Source organism: Streptomyces sp. NPDC021100 (assembly GCF_044333095.1).
GTDB lineage: Bacteria > Actinomycetota > Actinomycetes > Streptomycetales > Streptomycetaceae > Streptomyces.
In genome coordinates, this window is record NZ_JBIRQH010000015.1 from 173,077 (window position 1) to 196,536 (window position 23,460).

The window sequence follows — 23,460 nt, forward strand, 5'->3', positions numbered from 1 at the left end:
ACCCGCATGCGCCCCCAGTACCCGTCGAAGCCCCGCCCCGGTGACCGTGTCGCCGTCGTGTCCCCCTCGTCCGGGCTGCCCGGTCTCCTCCCCCTCCCCTTCGAGCTCGGACTGCGGCGGCTGCGGGAGGAGTTCGGGCTGGTGCCGGTGGAGTATCCGGCGACCAGGAAGATGGGGGCGTCGCCGCGCGAGCGGGCGGACGATCTGCACGCCGCCTTCGCGGATCCGGACGTCACCGCGGTGTTCAGCAGCATCGGCGGCGACGACCAGCTCACCGTCCTCCCCCACCTGGACCGGGACCTGATCAGGGCGCACCCCAAGCCCTTCTTCGGCTACAGCGACAACACCAACCTCCACGCGTGGCTGTGGAATTCCGGCATCGTGAGCTACCACGGCGCGAGCGTGATGGTGGAGCTGGGCCGGCCGGGGGCCCTGCACCCCGTGACCGCGGCCTCGCTGCGGGCGGCGTTGTTCGGCTCCGGGCCGTACGAGCTGGTCGAGGCGCGGGAGTTCAACGAGATCGACCGGCCCTGGGACGACCCCGAGACGTTCCGGAGCGCGCCCCTGATGCACCCCTGTCAGGGGTGGACCTGGCGGAACCCCGACCGGGTGGTGGAGGGCGTCTCCTGGGGCGGCAACATCGAGATCCTGTCCTGGCTGCTCATGGCCGACCGGGAGATCCGGGAGCCGGCGGCGTACGAGGGGTGCGTGTTCTTCTTCGAGACCTCGGAGGAGCAGCCGCGCCCCGCCGACGTGTACGGGATCCTGCGCTCCCTGGGCGAGCGCGGGGTGCTGCGCCGTTTCCCCGCCGTCCTGGTGGGCCGGGCGAAGGGCTGGTCGCTGGACCGGCGGCGCGACCCCGAGGAGGCGGACGGCTACCGGCAGGCGCTCCGGGCGGCGGTGGAGCGCGCGCTCGACGAGTACGCCCCCGATGTGCCGGCCGTCTTCGACGTCGGCTTCGGGCACACCGACCCGCAGCAGGTGATCCCGTACGGGGGCACGGTCCGGGTGGACGGGCCGGCGCGGCGGATCACGGTGACCTACTGACGCGGGGCGGAGAGGGGTGGGAGGGAGGTCCGTCCCTCACCACCCCCGCGTTCCTGGTCACATGCCCGGAACGGGCCTGCTCCCCCGCCCGCGGCCGTGCTTCAATAGGGGCATGGCCAGCCACCGGAACATCGCGAAGGGTCGCAGCGACCTTGAGCCCTTCTGGCCGTCCCGTCAGCACCACGACTTCGACCGAGTGTGTTGTCGCGCGTGTCCTTCCGCGCAGGCCCACTCCCCTCGCTGACCCTCGTCGAAGTCAGCCGCCGGCACCATTGCCGGCCAACGGCCCGCGCTCCAGCACGTCTTTTCGACGTCCACCGCGCGAAAGAGCTGAGCTCATGTCGAACCTCCGTACGCTGACCGCCGCTGCGACCCCGACCCCCTCTCCCCTCCGTCCCACCACCCACCCCGCTGCCTCCTCCCTCCCCGCCCAGCGCCACCGTCTCCGCGCCGTCGCTCCCGACGAGGCGCCGCCCGTCGCCGACCTGCTGCATCCGGGGGCGACCTGGCTGCCGGCGCCGCAGGAGGCGCTGCCGGTGCTGCCGGGCCGGCCGCCGATGGTCGGCTACCTGGTGCTCGTACCGGCCGACCGGCAGCCTGCCGGCGGTGTCGGCGCCGGCCAGGTGACCGCCGGCGAGCGGGGTGACGGTCTGCCCGCCTCCGGCCGGGGCGACAGCCTGGTGAGCATCGATCCCGACCAGCGCATCGCCCGCGTCGCGGGCCGGCCGCTGGACCTCACCTACCTGGAGTTCGAGCTGCTGGCCCACCTGGTCGCCCACCCCCACCGGGTGCACACCCGCGACCAGTTGGTGACCACCGTGTGGGGCTACGGGCACGTGGGCGACGGCCGTACGGTCGACGTCCACGTGGCCAGGCTCCGCCGCAAGATGGGGGCGGAGCACCGGTCGTCGATCGTCACCGTGCGCCGCGTCGGCTACAAATACGCGCCCCCGGCCACTGTCTGACGTCGCGTCAGCTCCTCGACGGGCGCGGCGTCCGCCAGCCGCGTTCGCCGAGGAGGGCCAGCACCGCCGGCAGCAGCACCATCCGCACCACCGTGGCGTCCAGCAGGACCGCGACCGCCAGGCCCACGCCCATCTGCTGCATGTCCTGCATCGACAGGGTGGCGAAGACCGCGAAGACGGCGACCATGATGGCGGCGGCGCCGGTGACGGCGCCGGCCGTCGCGCGGACGCCGTCCCGGATGGCGTCCGGTGCGGTGAGCCCGGACAGCCGGGCCTCGCGGATCCGCGAGACGACGAAGACGTGGTAGTCCATCGACAGCCCGAAGAGGACGACGAGCACGAACAGCGGCAGCCACGCCTCGACCGCGCCGGCGCTCTCCACGCCCAGCCACGACGCGCCCCAGCCGTGCTGGAAGACGGCGGTGAGCACCCCGTAGGCGGCGGCCACGGACAGCAGGTTGAGCAGGACCGTGGCCGCGGCGACGGGCCAGGACCGGAACGAGGCGAGCATCAGCAGGAACGTCACGCCGGTGATGAACAGGAAGACCGGCACGATGCCGTCGCCGAGCCGGTCGGTGAAGTCGGCGGAGGACGCGAGCGGGCCGGTGACCTTGGCCTCGCGGGCCACGGGCCCCAGGGTGCGCGGCACCAGGTCGTCCCGGAGCGTGTCCAGGGCGCGCCGGGCGGCCCGGTCCGTACCCCCGTCGCCACCCGGTCCCACGAGCGGTACCAGGATCTCCGTCACGTGCTGCCGCGGGTGCGGCGTGACGGTGACGTCCTTCCCGAACCGCCCGCTCTCCGCCGCCCGCCGCCTGAACTCGGCGACGGCCGCGGTGAACCGGGGCGAGGTCACGTCGTCCGCCCGGACCACGACCTTCGCGGGTGCGGGGCCGCCCGGGAAGGTGGCGGTGATCCGCTCGTACGAGGTGCGCAGCGGGGCGTCGGCCGGCATCTGCCGGTCCAGGCCGAGCTGTTCGGTCCGCATGCCGAGGGCGGGCAGGGCGAGGACGAGGAGGACGGCGGTCGCCGCGGCGGCCATCAGGCCGGGGCGGCCGAGGACGGGCCGGAGCACCGCGCCGGAGATCCGCCCGGCGGGACGCCGGCGGGCCCGCCTGCCGCGCGGCAGCGGCACCCGGCCCTTGCCGACCCGGTCGCCCAGCCAGGACAGCAGCGCGGGCAGGACGGTGACGGAGCCGGTCATCGCGATGAACACCACGAGGATGGTGGCGAGCGCGAACCCCTCGAACAGCATCAGCCCGGACAGGAACATCCCGGCCATGGCCACCATCACCGTGAGCCCGGAGACGAGGACGGCCCGGCCGCTGGTGGCGGCGGCGATGCGCAGCGCGGTCTCCGGGTCGCGGCCCGCGGCCCGTTCGTCGCGTTCGCGCCGCAGGTAGAAGAGGCAGTAGTCGACGCCGACGGCGAGGCCGATGAGCAGCATCACGGAGCCGGTCGTCGGTGACACGTGCAGCGCGTGGCTGGCGAGGGCGAGCAGGCCGTTGGCGGCGATGAACGCGGTGACGGCGAGGCCGACGGGCAGCAGGGCGGCGACCACCGCGCCGAAGACGACGAGCAGGATGCCGAGGGCGAGGGGGACGGCCGTCCACTCGGCGGTGGCGAAGTCGTCGCCGAGCACGTCGTCGAGCCACTTCCCGGCGACGGCCTCGCCGTACTCGTCGAAGACCAGGCCGGGGTGGGCCTTCCGGGCCGCCGCGACCGCGTCGGTGACGGGCCCCACCCGCTCCCCCGCCGTCGCCGGGTCGCCCTTGACGGCGAACCGGATCAGGCCGGCCCGGCCGTCGGCGGACGGCACCGGCGGCTTGCGGCCGGTGGTGACGCCGGTGGCGTCGAGGGCCCGGCCGAGGCCGTCGGCGGCGGCCCGCCAGTCGCCCGGCGCCAGCCCGGAGATCATGACGGTCTCGCCGGCGGGCTCCTCGATGCCCGCGTCGGCGAGGATCCGCTCGGCGCGGGCGGAGTCCCCGGCGCCCTGTTCGGCGGTGGTCATCTCGGCCGTGCCCGCCATGCCGCCGAGCACGGACGTCAGCACGACGAGCAGCAGCCAGCCGAGGACGGCGGTCCGGCGGTGCCGGGCGCTCCAAAGCCCCAGCCGGGCGGCCACGTTGAGACGCGGGGCGGGGCCGCGCGGGGGTGTGGGGAGGGGCGCCGACGGAGAGGCGGATACGGCCCGGGGCGCCGGCCCGGGGTTCGTGGGGATCGTCATGCCTCCGACGCTAGGAGCGGAAGCCGCGCCTCCCCAGCCGTCCCCCACCCCTGTCGCCGGGACCGAAGGCCAGGTGAGAGGGTGTTGCCAGGTACACCCCCGGTCCACCGCCCGCACCCCGTGACCGGGCGGCCGGCGGGGCGGCAGACTGGGGACCGGATCCGGGGGCGACCGCCCCGGACGGGGCCACGGAACGACGGGGGAACGACGAAATCATGAGGATCAGCAGAGCTTTCGGCGCCTTCGCGAGGTCCACGGGACTCGCGTGGTCGGGGGTGCTGGCGTCGACCCTCGTCTACACCTACGCGGTGGTGTCGCTCTGCCTGGTCCCCGTCGGGGTCGGCGTCCTCACCACCCCGCACGCCCTGCGGGTCCTGCGGGCGTACGCCGACCGGCGCCGGGCGCAGGCCCTGGAGTGGGCGGACGTCCACATCCCCAGCCCGTACCAGCCGCTGCCCACCCGCCGCGGCTTCCTGGGGCAGGCCGAGCGCACCCAGGCGCTGCTGCGCGACCCGGCCACCTGGCGCGACCTCCAGTGGCTGCTGGTCGACATGACCGCCGGCTTCTTCCTCGCCTTGCTGCCGTCCGCGCTCGTCCTCTACCTGCCGTGGGGCATCGTCCTGGCCGCCGGCGTGTGGAAGCCGATCGTCGAGGCCGGCGGCAACGTGTGGTTCACCTTCCTGCCTGTCGACGACCAGAACACGGCCGACATGGCCGCCGCCCTGGGCGCGGTCTACGCGGTCCTCGGCGTCGCCTTCGCCCCGTTCCTGCTGCGCGCCGACTTCCGGCTGGCCCGTACGCTCCTGCGGCCCACGCCGCAGCGGGAGATGGCGCTGCGCATCGAGCACCTGACGGAGACCCGGCACGACGCCGTGGACAGCTCCGCCGCCGAACTCCGGCGCATCGAACGGGATCTGCACGACGGCGCGCAGGCGCGGCTGGTCGCCATGGGCATGAGCCTGGGCACCGTCGAGGCGCTGATCGAGAAGGACCCGGAGCAGGCCAAGCGGCTGCTCGCCGCCGCCCGCGCGGACTCCGCCGAGGCCCTGACCGAGCTGCGCGACCTGGTCCGCGGCATCCACCCGCCGGTGCTGGCCGAACGCGGCCTCGGGGACGCCGTCCGGGCGCTGGCGCTGCGGCTGCCGCTGCCCGTCGAGACGGCGGTGGACCTGCCGGGCCGGGCGCCCGAACCGATCGAGTCGGCCGCGTACTTCGCGGTGAGCGAGCTGCTCACCAACGCCGTCAAGCACTCCGGCGCCCGCCTGATCCGGATCGACCTGTACCACGCCGACGGGATGCTGCGGGCCGCCGTCACCGACGACGGCCGCGGAGGCGCCGACCTCGCCGGCGGCACCGGGCTGCTGGGGGTCGAGCGGCGGCTCGGGGCGTTCGACGGGGTCCTGGCGGTCAGCAGCCCGCCGGGCGGGCCGACGATGGTCACGATCGAGATCCCGTGCGCCCTGACGGCGGCGGCCGGCTGAGGGGGCGGCTCGGGGTCGGCCGAAGGGGGTGGCTGAGAGCCGACTCGACGGATGGCTCGACGGTCGGCTGACCTCATTTACCCCTCCGGAAACGCCGGCCCCGCCCGTACCGCCGGCCTCACCGCCGGGCGGCGGCGGGGCCGGCGCGGTGGCACAGTGGACGCATGCCGGAGACCTCACCCCTGGTGGCCCTCTACGGACTGCGCCCGCACGAGGAAGGCGGCTGGTTCCGCGAGACCTGGCGCACCTCCCGGACCGCGGTGCCCGACGGCTACCCGGGGCCCCGGCCGTTCGCGACGGCGATCCTCTACCTGCTGCACCCGGGCGAGCGCTCCCGCCGGCACCGGGTGCGCTCCGACGAGCTGTGGCTGTGGCACCGCGGCGGGCCGCTGCGGATGCGCCTGGAAGGCACCGGTGACGACGGGGACGCCGAACGGCTCCTCGGGCCGGTGGCCGAGACCGGGCAGTGGCCGCAAGTGCTGGTCCCGGGCGGAGCGTGGCAGTCCGCCGAGCCCGCCGGCGACGAACCGGTGCTGGTCTCCTGCGTGGTGGCCCCCGGCTTCGACTACGCGGACTTCACCCTGGAGCGGTGACCGGAGCGGCGGGGGTGGCCCATGGGAGACCATGGTGACACCGGGCCCACGGGGGGCACGGGCCTGATCACCACCGTGGAGCCGTTGTGCGCGTCGTCATCGCCGAAGACCTCTTCCTGCTGCGTGACGGGCTGGTGAGGTTGCTGGAGGCATACGACTTCGAGGTCGTCGCCGCGGTGGAGAGCGGCCCCGAGCTGAGCCGGGCCCTGTCCGAGCTGCGGCCGGACGTGGCGGTGGTGGACGTCCGGCTGCCTCCGTCGTTCACCGACGAGGGCCTGCAGTGCGCGCTGGCCGCGCGCAGGGCCGTCCCGGGGCAGCCGGTGCTGGTGCTGTCGCAGCACGTGGAGCAGTTGTACGCGCAGGAGCTGCTGGCCGACGGCACCGGCGGGGTCGGCTACCTGCTCAAGGACCGGGTCTTCGACGCGGAGCAGTTCGTGGACGCGGTACGGCGGGTGGCGGGCGGCGGTACGGCGATGGATCCGCAGGTCATCTCCCAGCTGCTGAGCCGGCGTTCGCAGGACGCGCCGATGGCCCGGCTGACGCCGCGCGAGCGCGAGGTGATCGAGCTGATGGCCGAGGGCCGGTCGAACACGGCCATCGCGGAGCGGCTCGTCATCACCGAGCGGGCGGTGGCCAAGCACACCTCCAACATCTTCGGGAAGCTGGGGCTCTCCCCTTCCGACGACGACAACCGGCGGGTGCTGGCGGTGCTGGCGTACCTGGACCGGGGCTGAGGCGGAGGCGGAGGCGCCGGGGGCGTGGTGGGGCGGGGGCGCGCACTCCGCGCCCGGCCCGCGCGCGCCCCTCCCGCCGCGCCGAACCCCACACCGCGCGCCCCTCTGAGGCTTCCGAAACTCACTGTTGCCGGTGTGCATCCTGGTGCTATCGTCAACGGCGCTGCGCAGCAAGGGACTTCCACCCATAAAGAAGGAAGTCCTCCGCTTTTTCCGACCGTTACCCGACCCGCACGGCACGCACGGTCCCGCCGCCCCGGCGGCCGGTGACCCCTCGACCCGGTCCGTCCGCTTCTCTCCCCCCCCCCCGCCCACGCACCGGACGCGCCGCCGGCTCCAGGTCGGTTCCCTTCGCCCTGCCCTGCCCGACCGGCAGGAGTCAGACGTTCACGGATCAGGAGAGCACCCATCATGCGACTGTCCATGAAGACCGCCGTCATCACCTCCACCGCCCTGCTCGGCCTGGGCGCGGCCGCCCCCGCCATCGCGGCGCAGGAGTGCGCCGTCAAGCAGTCCGTCACGGCGCAGTACGACTGCGGCCAGTTCGGCGTGCTGAACATCAGCCTGGAGGGGTCCGCCGAGAACGGCGTCGGCTCCCTCTACCTCAGCAACGACCAGCACCTCTTCCCGGTGGACATCCCGGCCGACTCCACCTCCACGTCGCTCACCCTCCAGCGCCCCGACGGCACGACGGTGACCTTCTCGGGCACCTCGAACCCGGCCATCCCGGCCCATACGAAGGTGACCGTGGGCCCGCTGAAGGCCCAGGTCAAGGCGGGCGACAAGCTCGACTCGTACATCCCGGCGGCGGGCAGCCCCGACGTCTCGGCGAGACTGTCCATCCTGGGCGTCAACAACACCTGCAAGGCGGTCACCAAGCAGACGCCGGGCCCGTTCAGCTTCTGATCCCGAACAGCCCGAGCAGACTGAACAGCCCGAACAGGCGGCGAGACCGCGAACGCGTGGGGTGCGGGGCATCGTACGGCCCCGCACCCCGCGTCCGCCCTCTCCCACGGCCGTACGGAGTACGCGCGTACGGCCGGGAGGGGGCGTACGACTTTTCCCGAGCGCCCGGGCGCGGCTCCCGCGCCTCCTCCCGCCCTGCCAAAGCGCCCCTCGCACGGTGGTGCCGTCGCGGGCTCGGCTACGGTTCTCCACAATAAAAGTGGAAAGCGGAAAAACGCCCGCGACAGTGCCGAAGGCCGACAAGAGGGAGACGCGCGCATGCCGCAGTTCGACGCCTCGACCATCATCAACCTCCGCGACCTCGGCGGCATCGCGCTCGTGGGCAACTCCGCCGTCCGGCCCGGCCTGCTGCTGCGTTCCGGCCAGCTCGACCGGCACGACCCGGTCGCGGACCCGGCCGTCGCCGCGCTCGGCATCCGCACGGTGGTGGACCTCCGCAGCGAGAACGAGCGCCGCGAGCACCCGGACCGGCTGCCGCGCGGTGCCCGGCTGATCGTCGCCGACGTCCTCGCCGAGGGGACGCTCCCGGGCGGCGCCGCGATGCCGGCGCACATCGAGTCGGTGCTCGGCAGCCCGGCCGCCGCGGACGAACGCCTCGGCGGCGGCAAGGCGGAGAAGCTGATGTGCGAGTCGTACCGCGCGTTCGTCACCTCCGACGCCGCCTGCCGCGCCTACGGCCGGCTGCTCACCACCCTCGCCGAACCGGACTGCGGGCCGCTGCTGTTCCACTGCACGGCGGGCAAGGACCGCACCGGCTGGGCCGCGACCGTCCTCCTGCTGCTGCTCGGCGCCTCCCGGGAGACGGCGGAGGAGGAGTACCTGGCGGTCGCGCCCGCGGTGCGGAACGCCTTCGCCCCGATCACCGACCGCTTCGCCGCGGCCGGCGGCGACCCCGAGATCGCCTCCGCGGTCTTCGGCGTCCGCCCGGCCTACCTGGCGGCGGCGCTGGAGGAGGTACGGCGGCTGTACGGGACGGTCGAGGGGTACGTACGGGTCGGCCTGGGCGTCCCGGACGCGGCCGTGAACCGGATCCGCGCGCGGTACGTGGCGTAGGCGCGCGGGGCACGTCGGGCGCGGAGCCGTCAGGCGCGGGCGCGGGGGCGTTTGGACGAGGCCGACCGCACGGGCGCGGGCGCGCACGCCGACGCCGCCGACCAGGACCCCCGGCCCCGCGCAGCAGGGCACGAGCGCATCGGACGCGAGGAACGTCGGGCGCGCGGACGCATGGACGCCGACACGCATGGACGCCGACACGCACGGACGCCCGGGCACCCGGCCCTGGGAGCCCAGCGCCCCCCGGGCGCTCCGCTCACGAAAGCGCCGCCACATGCGGGCGCGCACGCCGCCGCCCAAGGCGTCGGGCCCCGCCACAGAGCGCGAGTGCGCCTGCCCCAGCCGGGTGGCGCACCCGTGCGCCGTCGCTCGCCGGGGTGAGGTGACCATCCCACCATTCACTCGTTCTACCGACGTGGAGCAGCAAGCGACAGCCCCCCGGCCCCCCGCCGGCACCGACGCCCCCGCCGGTCACCCCAGCACCCCCAGCACCCCCAGTGCCCTCAGTCCCCTCAGTCCCCTCGACATCGAGCAGGCCGAGGCCGCGATCGTCGAGCACTACCCCCGCCTGGTGCGGCTGGGCTACCTCGTACTCCCCGCCGGTCTCGGCCGCAACCGCAGGGTGCTCACGGCGCACGCGCTGGTGCAGCGGTCCCTGCCGCGCAACCGGGTGAGCCTCGTCGAGTGCGCCCCGGACGCCGTCCCGGGCCCGCGCGGGCCGGAGGCGCGGCGGAACGACGACCCCGGCTACGCGTACGTCCGGCTGCGGGTCCTGCGCGGCGCGCTGGCGGCGGGCCGGCCGCGCGGCCGGCTGTGGCCGCCGCGGCCCGGGCTGCTGCCGCCGCCGCTGCCGCAGGTATGGGGCCTGCGCCTGTTCCCCCGCTCGGGAGGCGCCGACGAACTGGCCCTGGACCAGGCGCTCGGCCGGCTCTCGCCGCCCGCCCGGGCCGCGTTCGTGCTGCGCGCCCTGGAGCTGCCGGCCGACCGGGAGGTGCGGGCGCTGCTGGCGGCGGCCGGGGTGGCCGATCCGGGCGCGGCCCTCTCCGAGGCCGCGGCCGCCCAAGTACCGGCCGGTTCCCGGGACGGTTCGCTGCTGAAGTCCGCGGAGTTCGACCCGTGCACGCTCCAGGCCCGTCCCACCGACCTGATGCGTCGCCGCCAGCACCTGCGCGCCGCGGCGGCGGCCCTCGCGGCGGCCGTCGTCTGCGGCGGGCTGCTCGCCGTACCGAGCGGCGGCTGGGGGCCCGACGGCGCCGCGGCCCCGGCGTACGCCCGGAACGCGGCCGCCGAACAGGCCGTGGATCCGGGCGGGTTGACCCGCGCTCCGGCCGACGCCTGGCGCCGCGCCGACCGCCCGGGCTTCGCCTCCTGGCCCGCCCGCGGCGACCGTACGGACGACGAGGCGCTGCTGCGCCGGGCGCTGTCCGTCTGGGCCCGCCCGGGGAGCACGGTCCAGGTGACCGCCACCCCCGGCACCCCGGCCGGGCCCGCGCCCGGCCCGCCGCAGCTGCTGTACGCGGGCGCGGTGGACTCGGCGGTGGTCGTCCTGCTCTACGACGGCCTGCGCGTCGTCCGGTACGCCGAGCCGAGGAACGGCGACGCCACGGCCGCCGCCCTGGACTTCGCGCGGACGGACGCGGCGGACGCCGACGCCGCGACGGCCGTCGTCCTCGGCCGCACGGACGGCAACGTCCGCTATCTGACGGCCCCTTGGGTCGCGTCGACGGCCGTCCGCGACCTCCTCGACCCGGCCGGGGCCGCCCAGTCGCTGCACCGGAGCGCGGACGGGGTGACGGACCCGACGGCCGGCCCCGCGGCGGCGGGCGACTGCCGGTCCTGGCCGGTGCTCCAGCTGGACGGGCGGCTGGCGACGGACCTCGGCGAGCTGGTCCCGGCGCGGCTCACGGGCGGGGCGCCCGCTTCCGGCCCGACGACCGGGGACACCGACGCGGGCGCGGCCGACCGCGCCGTCTGGGCGCACACCGTCTGCCTGCTGCCGAGCCTGCGCTCGCAGGGCGTACGGGCCGTCAACGCCTGGCGGTTCGCCCGCCAGCCGCTGCCCGGCGGGGCGGGCGTCGCGGAGTGGCTGTGCACCCGCACGGAGACCTGGCGCGGGGCGGGCGGCCGTGCGGTCGCCGGGTTCCTGACGCCCGGCGGCCGGCCCGGCGCCCAGGCCGCCGTCGTCGCCCGCGCGGAGGACTCCCCGGCCTGCGGCCCCCGCCAACCGCACGTCCTGGCGGGCGCGTTGTGGAAGTCGCCCGGCGGGAACTGGTACGCGCTGGCGGCGGGCAGCCCGGACGTCGTCTCGATCACCGCGACGGGCGGGGTCCACGGCACCGGGGCCGGCCCGGTCCTCGCCCTCCCGGCCGGACAGGGCGCGGTCGCCCGGCTGGCCGGGCGGACGCGGGACGGGAAGCGGGTGGCCGCGCTGAAGTGATGCGGGGTTCCCGAGGCGATGCCGCCTCTTGAAGTGACGCGGGTTATCGGCGTGATGCCGGTTCTTCGGGAGCGATGCCGGTTCAGAGGGCGGCCAGCGCCGTCGCCGCCTCCGTGAACGGGCCGTCCGCCGGCTCCTCGGCCACGATCCGGCGCAGGACGGCCGCCATCCCGTCGTCGTGCGCCGCGCCCACCGCCGTCAGCGCCACGAACGAGTGCACGAGCTGCGACTCCAGCTCCGCGCGCGGAATCCGGCGGCCGTCCGGCCACCACCGGGCGGCCGTCTCCGCGACCGAGATCCACGACCGCAGGACCACCTCCAGGCGGGGGCCCGGCGTCTCGACGCCCAGGTGCGCGAGCAGTTGGCCGTACGCCGCGTCCCGCACCTCGTCGATCAGGTCCGGGTGCGCGCGGAGCAGCGTGAAACGGCCGGAGCCGTGCGTCTCGACGAAGTCCAGGAACCGGCCGGCGACGGCCAGCAGCCCTTCACCGGGCGGGAGTTGGTCCGACGCCGTCAGGAGCTCCGTGAGATCGTCCGCCGCGCGGCGCAGGGCCGCCTCGTAGAGGCTCTGTTTGCCCGCGAAGTAGTGGTAGACGAGGGGGCGGGAGATGCCGGCCGCCACGGCGACGTCGTCGAGGGAGACGTCTTCGGGGGGCCGTTCGCTGAACAGGTCCAGGGCTACCGTGATCAGTTGCCGGCGGCGCTGTTCCACGTCCATTCTGCGGGGCGGCCGGGGGTTCATGGGGGCATCCTAAGCGGTCGGTTGGGGGTGGGGGCGGAGTGCCCCGGTCCCACCCCTTCGCCGATTCCCGGGGACAAGCCCCCCAGACCCCCCTTGTTCGCGGCTCCGCCGCTCGTCCTCAGACGCCGGACGGGCTGAAGTGCGCTCCAGGGGTCCGGGCCCTCACGCCCCCTCGAACGCCTCGACCACCGCCAGACTGTCCTCGTACATATGGTGCCGCGTGATCAGCCCACCCTCCACGCTCAGCCGCAGAGCGAACCGCATGGAGAAGCGACGGCCGGTCGACACGACCTGCTGGGAGCTCGAACCGATCAGTACGGCGTCGTCCCCGTCGACCATGAGGTGGTCGACGGACACCCGCCCCTCCGCCGGGACGCACAGCGCGCCGAACGAGCGGTGGTGGTCCGCGACATCGGCACGCGTGGCGCGGGGACGGATCCAGGGCACGGCCGGGTGATCGTCCACCGGCCAGCTGACCTGCCAGTCGACCGCGGGGGCGTAGAGCTCGGCGATGCGCTCGGGGTCCCCCTGGCCGCAGCGCCGCAGGTACTCGTCCACGACGGCCCGGGTCCCGGCCGGTTCCCCGTCGGCCGGCTTCCCATCGGCCGGGGGGCCGGTGAACTGGTAGTCGCGCAGGATGCGCCCGTCGTCGTCCAGCAGGACGAGGACGACCCCGTTCCAGGCGACCGCCCCGCCGCCGGCGGGAACCATGTGGGTGGTGAAGTGGACGGCGCCGTGGTGCGCGGAGGCGTCGCCGGCGGGGCGGAACACGAATCCGCCCCGCTCGACCAGTTCCTCGTGGGCCTGGGTGACGCGTTCCTCCAGGGCCCGGTGCCCGCGGAATTCGGCGGAGTCGAGGTACTCCACACCGTCCTCTGCCCACAGGGCGGTGATCTCCGCGCGGCGCCGCGCGGGATCCGGTTCGTTCCAGACGGCGACGTAGCGCCGGACGAAGGCGGCGATGTCGAAATCGGTATCGGTGCCGGTGTTCATGGGCGGGACGCTAACGACCGTCCCCTGACAGGGTGTGTCAGTGGTGTGCGCGAGAATCGAGCGGTGCGCGCGAGTCGTCTGGTGTCGATCCTCCTGCTGTTGCAGAGCCGGGAACGGATGACGGCGCGTGATCTCGCCGCCCGGCTCGGCGTTTCCGAGCGGACCGTGTACCGCGACGTCCAGGCGTTGGGAGCGGCGGGCGTCCCGGTCTACGGGGAGCCGGGCCACGACGGCGGGTACCGGCTGGTGGACGGGTACCGCACCCGCCTGACGGGGCTGACGGCCGACGAGGCCGAATCGCTGCTCCTCACCGGTCTGCCCACCGTCGCCGCCGATCTCGGGCTCGGCCGGGCCGCCGCGGAGGCGTGGCTCAAGCTGACGGCGGCGCTGCCGGCGGACCTGGGCGACCGGGCCGCACGGCTGCGGGACCGGTTCCATCTGGACGCCCTGGCCTGGTACGAGGAGGCGGATCCCGTTCCGCTGCTGTCGACGGCCGCCGCCGCGGTGTGGCAGCGGCGCCGGGTCCGGATGCGCTATCTGCGCTGGGAGGTTCCGCACGAGGTGACGCGGACGGTCGACCCGCACGGGCTGGTGCTCAAGGGAGGCCAGTGGTATCTCGTGGCCCGCCGGAAGGGCGGGTTCCGCACCTATCGCGTCTCCCGGATCCTCTCCGCGCGTCTGCTCGACGAGGAGTTCGACCGCGCGGCCGGCTTCGACCTCGCCGCCCACTGGCGCGCTCACCTCCGCGCGTTCGACGACCGCCGCCACGGGCGTCACGCCGTCCTGCGCCTGTCACCCACGGGCCTGCGGCGGCTGCCGTACCTGGCCGAACCGGCGGTCGCCCGGGCGGCCCGGGAGAGCGCCGAGCGGCAGCCGGACGGCTGGGTGCGCGTCACGGTCCCGGTCGAGTCCGACGAGCAGGCGGTGCGCGACATTCTGCGGCTGGGGCCCGACGCCGAGGTGCTGGCCCCGCCCGCCCTGCGGGCCCGCGTGGCCGACGCCCTGGCCGCGGCGGCCCGCCACTACGCCCGCTGAGGACCGGCGGGCCGCCTCAGCCGCAGCGCCGCGCCCCCGCGTGCGGCGCTCCCACGTGCAACGCCAGTGCCGTGTCCGCCGCCACGGACGCCGTGAACCGCCCGTCGCGCCCCACGCGCACCCGCCGTCCGCCCAGGACATCGCAGTAGTCACCGGCCGGGAGCGCCGTGGCGAAGGTGCGGGCGACGGCGGTGCGGCCGTGGTTGACGACGACGTAGCCCTTGGCGCCCCGGCCGAAGGCGACGGTGTCGGCGCCGTCGTCCCACCACCGCGTGACCCTCGTGCCCCGCACCGCGTCGCGGAAGGCGACCATGCGGGCGGTCTCGGGGAGCCGGTGCTCGTAGGTCCAGCCGTCGGCCGGTGCACCCGCGTCGCGGTCGGTGAAGGCGTACCCGGAGTGGACGTCGGGTGACCCGTAAGGCCAGGCCAGCATGGCGACGTTGGCGAGCGTGTAGGCGGGGCCCATGGTGCGGTTGAGGGTGCTGCCGTCGCGCTCCGTATCCCAGTTGTCGACGAAGACGGACGCCTTGCCACCGGGCGCCCACCCGCGCGCCTCGCCGAAGCTCCGCAGCTCGGCCAAGTGCCCCTGCCCCGGCGTCATGACGCGTTTGAGCTCGCGGGCGTAGCGGAACTCCTGCACGTCGCCCGTGCCGAGGTACTCCTCCGGCCGGACGGCCTCGCCCGCGCCGTAGATCGTCTCCTGCTTCCAGTAGACGTCCGGCTTGCTCAGCCGCGCCTTGACGGCCGCCAGGTCGGCGCTCGGGATGTGCTTGGCGGCGTCGATCCGGAAGCCGTCCGCGCCGAGTGAGAGCAGGTCGTCGAGGTGGCGGGCGAGGCGGTCACGGACCGCCTCGCGGCCCGTGTCCAGGTCGGCCAGGCCGACGAGTTCGCAGTTCTGGACGTCGTCCCGGCTGGTGTAGTCGGAGATGGGACGCCGGCAGCGGTGGAAGTCGGCGTCCCCGTACGTACCGGGGTAGTCGTACTTCGTGTACGCCGTGCCGCCGGTGCCCGTACCGGAGCCGGCGGACATGTGGTTGAGCACCGCGTCCACGACGACCTTCACCCCGGCCCGGTGGCAGGCGGACACCATGTGCGCGAAGGAGGCGCGGTCGCCGAGCCGGCCGGCGATGCGGTAGCCGACGGGCTGGTACGAGGTCCACCACTGCGGGCCCCGGATGTGCTCCTGGGGCGGCGACACCTGGACGTAGCCGTACCCGGCGGGCCCGAGGGCGGTGCCGCACTCGCGGGCCACGGCGTCGTACCGCCACTGGAACAGGACGGCGGTGACGTCCCGTCCGCCCGGCGCGGCGGCCCGCGCCTCGGGCGCGGGGACCGCGGCCCCGGCCAGCAGGGTGAGGACGGCGGCCAGGGCCCTCCGTACGACGGTACGCGGCATGACGGCTCCCGGGACGGCGGGTCGTGGAACGCACAAGGGGTGCGACACGCAAGGGATGCGGCGCGCAAGGGGTGCGACGCGGTTGCAAGGCGGCTGCAAGCCCGTTGCAAGAAAGGCGCAACCCCGCCGCGCCCCGAGACCGTACGAGCCCCACCGGCCTCGGTCAACCCCCTGGGACACAGCGCGGTAACGGCTCGGAAATCCCCGCCTTCCGCCCTTGCAAGGTCTTTCGCAAGAGATTGCAGCCTGTTAGCTTCCTCCTCAGCTCGGGCCGCCCGCTCCAGGATCGGCCCTCGTGATGAGGAGAACCGGATGCGAAGAGGCATATCGGTCGCCGCCGTCGTCGGTGTGCTGGCCCTGACCGTGACCGCCTGCGGCGGTGACGACGGCGGTGGGGGCGGGGGCGACGGCTCCAAGGCGGCCAAGGATCCGGGCAGTGTGAGCGGGACGGTCACCTGGTGGGACACGTCGGACGCGACCAACGAGGCACCGGCGTTCAAGAAGCTGGTGAAGGACTTCGAGGCCAAGTACCCGAAGATCAAGGTCGATTACGTCAACGTGCCGTTCGACCAGGCGCAGCAGAAGTTCAAGACGGCCGCGTCCACCGGCAAGGGCGCCCCGGACGTGCTCCGCTCGGACGTCGGCTGGACGCCGGGCTTCGCGCAGCTCGGCTACCTCAAGGACCTCACCGGCACCCCGGCCCTGGACAAGCGGGACGACTTCCTCGAAGGGCCGTTGAAGAACGCGGCGTACGAGGGCAAGACGTACGGCGTCCCGCAGGTCACCGACACCCTCGGACTCCTCTACAACAAGGACCTCTTCAAGAAGGCGGGCGTGGAGAAGCCGCCGGCCACCTGGCAGGAGGTCAAGGAGGCGGCGAAGAAGGTCAAGGAGAAGGCGGGCGCGGACGGCATCGGCCTCAGCCCGGACAGCTATTACTCGCTGCCGTTCCTCTACGGCGAGAAGAGCGACATGGTCGACGCGGCGGCCAAGAAGATCACCATCTCCGACGCGGCGTCCCGCAAGGGCATCGAGACCGCCGTGGACCTGGTGAAGTCCGGCGCGGCACCCAAGCCGGCGGGCACCGACGGGTACAACGCGCTGAAGACGGACTTCAAGAACGGCAAGCTGGCGATGCTGATCGACGGCCCCTGGGCGACCAAGGAGCTGTTCGGCGGCGAGGCGTTCAAGAACAGGGACAACCTGGGCATCGCGGCGGTGCCGGCGGGGTCGACCGGGGTGGCGGGGGCTCCGGTGGGCGGACACAACCTGGTGGTCTACGCCGGTTCGGGGAACTTCGACGCGTCGTACCTCTTCACCCGGTTCATGACGGACGCCGAGCGCCAGACCGAGATCTCCAAGGCGATCGGGCTGCTGCCGACGCGCAAGGCGGCCTATACGCCGGAGGTGCTGGCCGACCCGGTCCGCAAGTCCTTCCACGAGGCGCTGGCCACGGCGCACCCGCGCCCGCCGATCCCGCAGGGCGGCGACCTGTTCACCGTCTGGCTCCAGCACTACACCCGGATCCTGACGCTCAAGGAGGAGCCGCAGGCGGGTCTGGACGCCACGGCCAAGGAGTGGAAGTCCGCCCTCCTCAAGGACTACGCGGTCCAGGAGTAATGCCGTGACCGCTGCCGTGACCACGACCGCGCGCCCTCGCCTGGCGACACGCGCCCGCCGGTCCTTCGGCACCCACTGGTACGCCTGGGCGATGGTGCTGCCGGTGGTCGTCGTCCTCGCCGTCCTCGTCGGATATCCGCTGGGCCGGGGGATCTACCTCTCCCTCACCGACGCCAACGAGGCCAACATCGGCCGGACGATCGGCGTCAACCACATCCCGTCGACGTACGAGTTCGTCGGGCTGGACAACTACTGGAAGGTGCTCTCCGGCCAGGAGGGCCACTTCTACGGCCGGCTCGGCTGGACCGTCGTCTGGACGGCCGCCTGCGTCTTCCTGCACTACGCGATCGGCCTCGGCCTGGCCCTGCTGCTCAACCGCGGGATGCGCTTCCGGGCGCTGTACCGGGTGCTGCTGATCCTGCCGTGGGCGGTGCCGGCGTTCGTCGCCACCTTCTCGTGGCGGCTGATCTTCAACGAGAAGTACGGCGTGCTCAACGCGATGCTGGAGAAGCTGGGCGTGGGCGCGGTCGACTGGCTCGGCGACAGCACGCTGCAGAAGATGGCGGCCGTCGCGGTCAACGTGTGGCTGGGCGTGCCGTTCATGATGGTCGCGATTCTCGGCGGGCTGCAGTCCATCCCGGCCGAGCTGCACGAGGCGGCCGAGATGGACGGCGCCTCGCCCTGGCAGCGGTTCCGGCACGTCACCCTGCCGGGGCTGCGGCCGGTGAGCGGGACGGTGATCCTGCTGGGCACCATCTGGACGTTCAACATGTTCCAGGTCATCTACCTGCTGATCGGGCAGGGCGCGAGCTCCGAGAGCGAGATCCTCGTGACGTACTCCTACCGGCTGGCCTTCCAGGGCATCCGGGACTACGCGGGCTCCGCGACGTACGGAATCCTCATCCTCTCGCTGCTGCTGGTGTTCGCCGTGTTCTACCGCAGGCTGCTGGCGAGGCAGGAGGAGGCGCGATGACCCGGAAGGCGCGACCGCGCGGGGAACGCTCCCGGGGCGCGTCCGTCGCCCTGCACGCGACGCTGGTCGTGGCGTCGCTGGTCTCCCTCTTCCCCGTCCTCTTCATCGTCTTCGTCTCGCTGCGGGGGCGGGACGGCTGGCAGGAGCCCACCCGGTTCTCGGGGTTCGGGTTCGGGAACTACACCCACATCTTCGGCGAGACCAAGTTCCTGACCTGGTTCGGCAATTCGCTGATCGTGGCGCTGGGCGCGACCGTCGTCGGCGTGCTGATCGCGGCGACCGCCGGGTACGCGGTGTCGCGGCTGCGGTTCCCGGGCAGCCGGCCTCTGATGTGGACGTTCCTCGTGGTGCAGATGTTCCCGATGGCGGTGCTGATCGTGCCGCTCTACAACATCCTCGGGCAGTTGAAGCTGCTGGACTCCTACGGCGGGCTGATCCTCACCTACTGCTCGATCTCCGTGCCGTTCTGCGCCTGGATGCTCAAGGGCTACTTCGACTCCATACCCGCCGAGATCGACGAGGCCGGGCGGGTCGACGGGCTCACCCCCTTCGGTACGTTCTGGCGGCTCATCCTGCCGCTGGCCCGGCCCGGCCTCGCCGTCACCGGCTTCTACTCCTTCATCACCGCCTGGGGTGAAGTGGCGTTCGCCAGCCAGTTCATGAGCAGCGAGGAGCACTACACCCTGGCGGTGGGGCTTCAGACGTTCGTGGGGCAGCAGAAGGCGGAGTGGGGGCTGATGACGGCGGCGGCCGTGCTCATCACCGTGCCGGCGGGGCTGGCGTTCTTCTTCGCCCAGCGGCACCTCGTCGCCGGGCTGACGGCCGGCGGCACGAAGGGGTAGCCCTCCGGGGGTGGTTGCCCCGGTCCCGCCCTTTCTCCGTTTCCTGGGGCTGCGCCCAGACCCCCTTTTCGCGGCTCCGCCGCTCGTCCTCAAACTCCCCCAGAGGGGGCACCCCCAACGGGCTGAAAGATCAGCCCGTCCGGCGTTTGAGGACAGCGCCCGCAGGGCGCTTCGGGGGTCCGGGGGCTGGCCCCCGGGAATCGGCGAAGGGGCGGGACCGGGGCACCGCCCGCCGCAGGCGCCCCCCGCACCCTCCACGACCACTACCCGATAGGACCTCCATGCCCCACCACCTCGCCCCCTCTCCCCACCACGCCACCTCCCCGTCCGGCACGGACGAGTGGTGGCGCCAAGCCGTCATCTACCAGATCTACGTCCGCTCCTTCGCCGACAGCGACGGCGACGGCATCGGTGACCTCCGCGGCATCCGCGAGCGGCTGCCGTACCTGGCGGAGCTGGGCGTGGACGCGGTGTGGCTGACGCCGTTCTACGCGTCGCCGCAGGCGGACGGCGGGTACGACGTGGCGGACTACCGGGCGGTCGACCCGCTGTTCGGCGACCTCCAGGACGCGGACGACCTCGTTCGCGAAGCCCACCGCCTCGGTCTCCGGATCATCGTGGACATCGTGCCGAACCACACCTCGGACCGGCACGCGTGGTTCCGGGAGGCGCTGGCGGCGGCGCCGGACAGCCCGGCACGGGCGCGCTACCACTTCCGCCCCGGCCGCGGAGAGGCCGGCGAGCTGCCGCCGAACGACTGGGAGTCGGTCTTCGGCGGCCCCGCCTGGACGCGCACCGAGAACCCCGACGGCACGCCCGGCGAGTGGTACCTCCACCTGTTCGCCCCCGAGCAGCCGGACCTCAACTGGGACGACCCCGAGGTGCGCACGGAGTTCGAGTCCGTGCTCCGCTTCTGGCTCGACCTCGGCGTGGACGGCTTCCGCGTCGACGTGGCGCACGGCATGGTCAAGGCCCCCGGCCTGCCCGACATCGGGCGAAAAGAACAGGCCAAACTCATCGGCGCCCAGGTGCTGCCGTTCTTCGACCAGGACGGCGTCCACGAGATCCACCGTTCCTGGCGCCGGCTGCTGGACTCCTACCCGGGGGACCGGATCGGCGTGGCGGAGGCGTGGGCACCGACGTCCGAGCGGCTGGCCCTGTACGTCCGCCCGGACGAGCTGCACCAGGCGTTCAACTTCCAGTTCCTGACCTGCGCGTGGGGCGCGGAGCCGATGCGCGAGGTGATCGACGCGTCACTCGCCGCCACCCACTCCGTCGGCGCGCCCACCACCTGGGTGCTCTCCAACCACGACGTGGTGCGGCACACGACCCGTTACGGCGGCGGCGAGCGGGGGGCCCGCCGCGCCCGGGCCGCCGCGCTGCTGATGCTGGCGCTGCCGGGGTCCGCCTACGTCTACCAGGGCGAGGAGCTGGGGCTGCCGGAGGTCGTGGACCTGCCGGACGAGGTGCGCCAGGACCCGGCGTTCTTCCGGGGGGACGGCCAGGACGGCACCCGCGACGGCTGCCGGGTGCCGCTGCCGTGGTCGGGCGACGACGCCCCCTTCGGTTTCGGACCGGGCTCCGGGCCGGAGGGCAGCTGGCTGCCGCAGCCCGGGGAGTGGCGGACGCTGTCGGTGGAGGCGCAGTCCGGCGACCCCCGCTCGACGCTGGAGCTCTACCGCTCCGCGCTCGCCCTGCGGCGGTCCCTGCCCGGGCTCGGGGCCGGGGAGATGACGTGGCTGTCGGCGCCGGAGGGCGTGCTGGCGTTCTCCCGGCCGGGGTTCGTCTGCACCCTCAACACCCTCCCGGAAGAGGTGGAACTGACGGTTCCGGGGCGTCCGGTGCTCGCCACCGCCGCCCTGGAATTCCACGGCGGAGCCGCCCGGCTGCCCGCGGAATCCTGCGTCTGGTGGGAAGTCTGAGATGGCGTCCGGTGGGAAGTCCGGGAAGCGACCGGTACAGTCACCTCCCGTGACCGCACGGCTGGCCGATATCGCAGCCCAGGCGGGTGTCAGCGAAGCAACCGTCAGCCGCGTCCTCAACGGCAAGCCGGGGGTGGCCGCCTCCACCCGCCAGTCCGTGCTGGCCGCGCTCGACGTGCTCGGCTACGAACGGCCGGTGCGGCTGCGGCAGCGCAGCGCCGGCCTGGTCGGCCTGATCACGCCCGAGCTGGAGAACCCCATCTTCCCGGCCTTCGCCCAGGTGATAGGGCAGGCCCTGACGCGTCAGGGCTACACGCCCGTGCTCGCCACCCAGACCCCCGGCGGCTCCACCGAGGACGAGCTGACCGAGATGCTGGTGGAGCGCGGGGTCGCCGGGATCATCTTCGTCTCCGGCCTGCACGCCGACACCTCCGCCGACATGCAGCGCTACGAGCGGCTGCGCGCCCAGGGCGTGCCGTTCGTCCTGATCAACGGATTCTCGGCGCAGGTCAGGGCGCCGTTCGTGTCCCCCGACGACCGGGCCGCCATGCGGCTCGCCATCACCCATTTGGCGGAGCTCGGCCACCGCAGGATCGGCCTGGCCCTGGGACCGCGCCGGTACGTGCCGGTCCAGCGGAAGATCGAGGGCTTCCTGCGGGGCATGGAGGACCAGCTCGGGCTGGCGGCGGACGACGCGGCGGAGTGGGTCGAGCACTCCCTGTTCACCCTGGAGGGTGGACAGGCGGCCGCCGCCGCGCTCCTCGAACGCGGCTGTACGGCCGTGGTGTGCGCCAGCGACATGATGGCCCTGGGCGCCGTCCGCGCGGCCCGCAGGGCGGGCCTGGAGGTCCCCCGCGACGTCTCCGTCGTCGGCTTCGACGACTCCCCGCTGATCGCCTTCACCGACCCGCCGCTGACCACGATCCGCCAGCCCGTGCGGCCCATGGGCCAGGCGGCGGTGCGGGCCCTGCTGGAGGAGATCGGCGGGACGCCCGCGCCGCACAGCGAGTTCGTGTTCCTGCCGGAGCTGGTCGTCCGCGGCTCGACGGCCTCGGCGCCGGCCGCGCGAAGCGGCGCCCCGGGCACCCGTACGACGTCCGCGCACCCGGCCGAAAGCGCGCCAAACCCGACTTGAGATCGATCTGCGCTCCTGCGGACTCTGGCACACTGTGGGCCTATGGGTGAAGCGACAGCAAGGACCCTGGAAGGCCGCACGGCCTCCCCGCCGCCCAACGGGGAACGCGGGGACAGGCCGCCGGCGGACCGGCCGTCGCGGCGCGGGCCGCGGACGCCGCGCCGCCCGCGGCTGTGGTTCGAGGTGCTGCTCATCGCCGTCGGTTACTGGACCTACTCCCTGGTCCGCAACGCCGTCCCGGAACAGCGGGCCGACGCGCAGCGCAACGCCGACTGGATCTGGTCCACCGAGCAGACGCTCCACATCGCCGTGGAGCACACCGTCAACAAGGCGGTGAACTCGGTGACGTGGCTCATCGTCGGCATGAACTACTACTACGCCACCCTGCACTTCGTGCTCACCATCGGCGTCCTCGTCTGGCTCTACCGCCGGCACCCCGGCCGCTACGGCGCCGCCCGCCTCGCCCTCTTCGCCACCACCGGCGTCGCCCTCCTCGGCTACTACCTGTACCCGCTCGCACCCCCACGGCTCATGGACGACGGCCCCGGCTTCGTCGACACCGTCCTCCAGCACCACACCTGGGGTTCCATGGCCTCCGGCAACCTCGCCGACGTCTCCAACCAGTACGCGGCGATGCCGTCCATGCACATCGGGTGGTCGGTGTGGTGCGGTGTCACCATCGCGCTGTTGGCGCGGTGGGTGTGGGTGCGGGTGCTGGGCGCCCTGTATCCGGTGGCGACGCTTGCCGTGATCGTGTCGACGGCGAACCACTTCTGGCTGGACGCGGTCGGGGGGCTGCTGTGCCTCGCGTTCGGGTTCGGGGTGTCGTACGCGTGGTACCGGGCGTTTCCTTACCGGCTGGCGCGGCAGGTGGCCGCACGGAGTCAGTGACCTGGCTCTGAGACGTGTGACCAGTAGCGACAGATGCGGTCGAGAGTCCGGTCGAGGGTCCCGGTTCATTTGAGGGAACCGGATCGTCGTCCCAGGCCTTGAACCAGTTCTGGGTACGCCTTACGCCGAGGGAGCGGAACGCTCCGTGCTGGAGGCAGCTCCGTTCCAGAGCGCCTGAACCGCGACCTTACGCCGGCCCGGCGGTCGCTCTCGTCCGGGAAGCCACAGAATCCCGCACCCCGAGGCTGGGCCGTCGGCCTGGTGCCCCCTTGCCGCCGTTCGCGGTGAGACCAGGGATACTCCATGTGCCCTCGCAAGAGCGCACGGTATTGTCCTGCGTCAGGAGGAACCGGTGTGCTGACATTGCGTGAAGAATTAACGGCGTTGTATGTGGGTGAAGTTGAGCCGGCG

18 protein-coding genes and 1 pseudogene are annotated in these 23,460 nt (G+C 73.6%); 15 read left to right on the plus strand and 4 right to left on the minus strand.

Translation table 11 applies throughout. The features are described 5' to 3' along the window. The first annotated feature begins 6 nt into the window (after positions 1-6). Positions 7-1,047, plus strand: a complete 1,041-nt coding sequence (locus tag ACH4PU_RS25255; RefSeq protein WP_398276230.1) for a S66 peptidase family protein — start codon at positions 7-9, stop codon at positions 1,045-1,047. Positions 1,048-1,385: 338 nt separating this feature from the next. Then, complete coding sequence (locus tag ACH4PU_RS25260; protein ID WP_398276233.1) at positions 1,386-2,012, plus strand: winged helix-turn-helix domain-containing protein; 627 nt, start codon at positions 1,386-1,388, stop codon at positions 2,010-2,012. A 7-nt stretch (positions 2,013-2,019) separates the two neighbouring features. On the opposite strand, the gene ACH4PU_RS25265 is transcribed toward ACH4PU_RS25260, so the two are convergent. After that, positions 2,020-4,236 (minus strand): MMPL family transporter, encoded by a 2,217-nt coding sequence (locus ACH4PU_RS25265; RefSeq protein WP_398276236.1) that lies wholly within the window; start codon positions 4,234-4,236, stop codon positions 2,020-2,022. A gap of 215 nt (positions 4,237-4,451) precedes the next feature. Here ACH4PU_RS25265 and ACH4PU_RS25270 point away from each other — a divergent pair, with 215 nt between their 5' ends. The 6 genes from ACH4PU_RS25270 (at position 4,452) to ACH4PU_RS25295 (ending at position 11,500) form a co-directional block, all read left to right on the plus strand. Next, positions 4,452-5,717: a sensor histidine kinase gene (locus tag ACH4PU_RS25270; RefSeq protein ID WP_398276239.1), complete on the plus strand. Its 1,266-nt coding sequence runs from the start codon at positions 4,452-4,454 to the stop codon at positions 5,715-5,717. Positions 5,718-5,881: 164 nt separating this feature from the next. Beyond that, a complete protein-coding gene (locus ACH4PU_RS25275) occupies positions 5,882-6,310 on the plus strand; it encodes a cupin domain-containing protein (protein WP_398276242.1) in 429 nt (142 codons plus the stop codon). An 86-nt stretch (positions 6,311-6,396) separates the two neighbouring features. Next, positions 6,397-7,044 (plus strand): LuxR C-terminal-related transcriptional regulator, encoded by a 648-nt coding sequence (locus tag ACH4PU_RS25280; RefSeq protein ID WP_398276245.1) that lies wholly within the window; start codon positions 6,397-6,399, stop codon positions 7,042-7,044. 411 nt (positions 7,045-7,455) lie between these two features. Continuing rightward, positions 7,456-7,950: a hypothetical protein gene (locus ACH4PU_RS25285; RefSeq protein WP_398276248.1), complete on the plus strand. Its 495-nt coding sequence runs from the start codon at positions 7,456-7,458 to the stop codon at positions 7,948-7,950. 318 nt (positions 7,951-8,268) lie between these two features. Then, positions 8,269-9,063 (plus strand): tyrosine-protein phosphatase, encoded by a 795-nt coding sequence (locus ACH4PU_RS25290; protein ID WP_398276251.1) that lies wholly within the window; start codon positions 8,269-8,271, stop codon positions 9,061-9,063. A gap of 415 nt (positions 9,064-9,478) precedes the next feature. Next, positions 9,479-11,500 (plus strand): hypothetical protein, encoded by a 2,022-nt coding sequence (locus ACH4PU_RS25295; RefSeq protein WP_398276254.1) that lies wholly within the window; start codon positions 9,479-9,481, stop codon positions 11,498-11,500. A gap of 82 nt (positions 11,501-11,582) precedes the next feature. On the opposite strand, the gene ACH4PU_RS25300 is transcribed toward ACH4PU_RS25295, so the two are convergent. Then, positions 11,583-12,242: a TetR/AcrR family transcriptional regulator gene (locus ACH4PU_RS25300; RefSeq protein ID WP_398276257.1), complete on the minus strand. Its 660-nt coding sequence runs from the start codon at positions 12,240-12,242 to the stop codon at positions 11,583-11,585. 162 nt (positions 12,243-12,404) lie between these two features. After that, positions 12,405-13,235 carry a nuclear transport factor 2 family protein gene (locus tag ACH4PU_RS25305; protein ID WP_398276260.1) on the minus strand — a complete coding sequence of 277 codons (831 nt, stop codon included), beginning with the start codon at positions 13,233-13,235 and terminating at the stop codon, positions 12,405-12,407. A gap of 63 nt (positions 13,236-13,298) precedes the next feature. Between ACH4PU_RS25305 and ACH4PU_RS25310 the strand changes: the two genes are divergently transcribed. After that, positions 13,299-14,270: a helix-turn-helix transcriptional regulator gene (locus ACH4PU_RS25310; RefSeq protein ID WP_398276263.1), complete on the plus strand. Its 972-nt coding sequence runs from the start codon at positions 13,299-13,301 to the stop codon at positions 14,268-14,270. A gap of 46 nt (positions 14,271-14,316) precedes the next feature. On the opposite strand, the pseudogene ACH4PU_RS25315 reads toward ACH4PU_RS25310, so the two are convergent. After that, positions 14,317-15,666: pseudogene (locus ACH4PU_RS25315) on the minus strand (alpha-amylase family protein); the annotation flags it as partial. Positions 15,667-15,978: 312 nt separating this feature from the next. Between ACH4PU_RS25315 and ACH4PU_RS25320 the strand changes: the two are divergent. The 6 genes from ACH4PU_RS25320 to ACH4PU_RS25345 all read left to right on the plus strand — a co-directional run bounded on the left by ACH4PU_RS25320 (position 15,979) and on the right by ACH4PU_RS25345 (position 23,049). After that, positions 15,979-17,286, plus strand: a complete 1,308-nt coding sequence (locus ACH4PU_RS25320; protein WP_398276266.1) for an extracellular solute-binding protein — start codon at positions 15,979-15,981, stop codon at positions 17,284-17,286. Positions 17,287-17,290: 4 nt separating this feature from the next. Further along, positions 17,291-18,259 (plus strand): carbohydrate ABC transporter permease, encoded by a 969-nt coding sequence (locus tag ACH4PU_RS25325; RefSeq protein ID WP_398276269.1) that lies wholly within the window; start codon positions 17,291-17,293, stop codon positions 18,257-18,259. Beyond that, entirely contained in the window at positions 18,256-19,101 is an 846-nt protein-coding gene (locus ACH4PU_RS25330) for a sugar ABC transporter permease (RefSeq protein ID WP_398276272.1), read from the plus strand. Before ACH4PU_RS25325 ends, ACH4PU_RS25330 begins: the two co-directional genes overlap by 4 nt. Positions 19,102-19,382: 281 nt before the next feature. Next, the gene (locus tag ACH4PU_RS25335; protein ID WP_398276275.1) at positions 19,383-21,023 is read left to right on the plus strand and encodes a glycoside hydrolase family 13 protein; all 1,641 of its coding nucleotides are present in this window, start codon (positions 19,383-19,385) and stop codon (positions 21,021-21,023) included. A 49-nt stretch (positions 21,024-21,072) separates the two neighbouring features. After that, the gene (locus ACH4PU_RS25340; RefSeq protein ID WP_398276278.1) at positions 21,073-22,158 is read left to right on the plus strand and encodes a LacI family DNA-binding transcriptional regulator; all 1,086 of its coding nucleotides are present in this window, start codon (positions 21,073-21,075) and stop codon (positions 22,156-22,158) included. Positions 22,159-22,200: 42 nt separating this feature from the next. Further along, complete coding sequence (locus ACH4PU_RS25345) at positions 22,201-23,049, plus strand: phosphatase PAP2 family protein (RefSeq protein ID WP_398276281.1); 849 nt, start codon at positions 22,201-22,203, stop codon at positions 23,047-23,049. Positions 23,050-23,460: the final 411 nt, after the last annotated feature.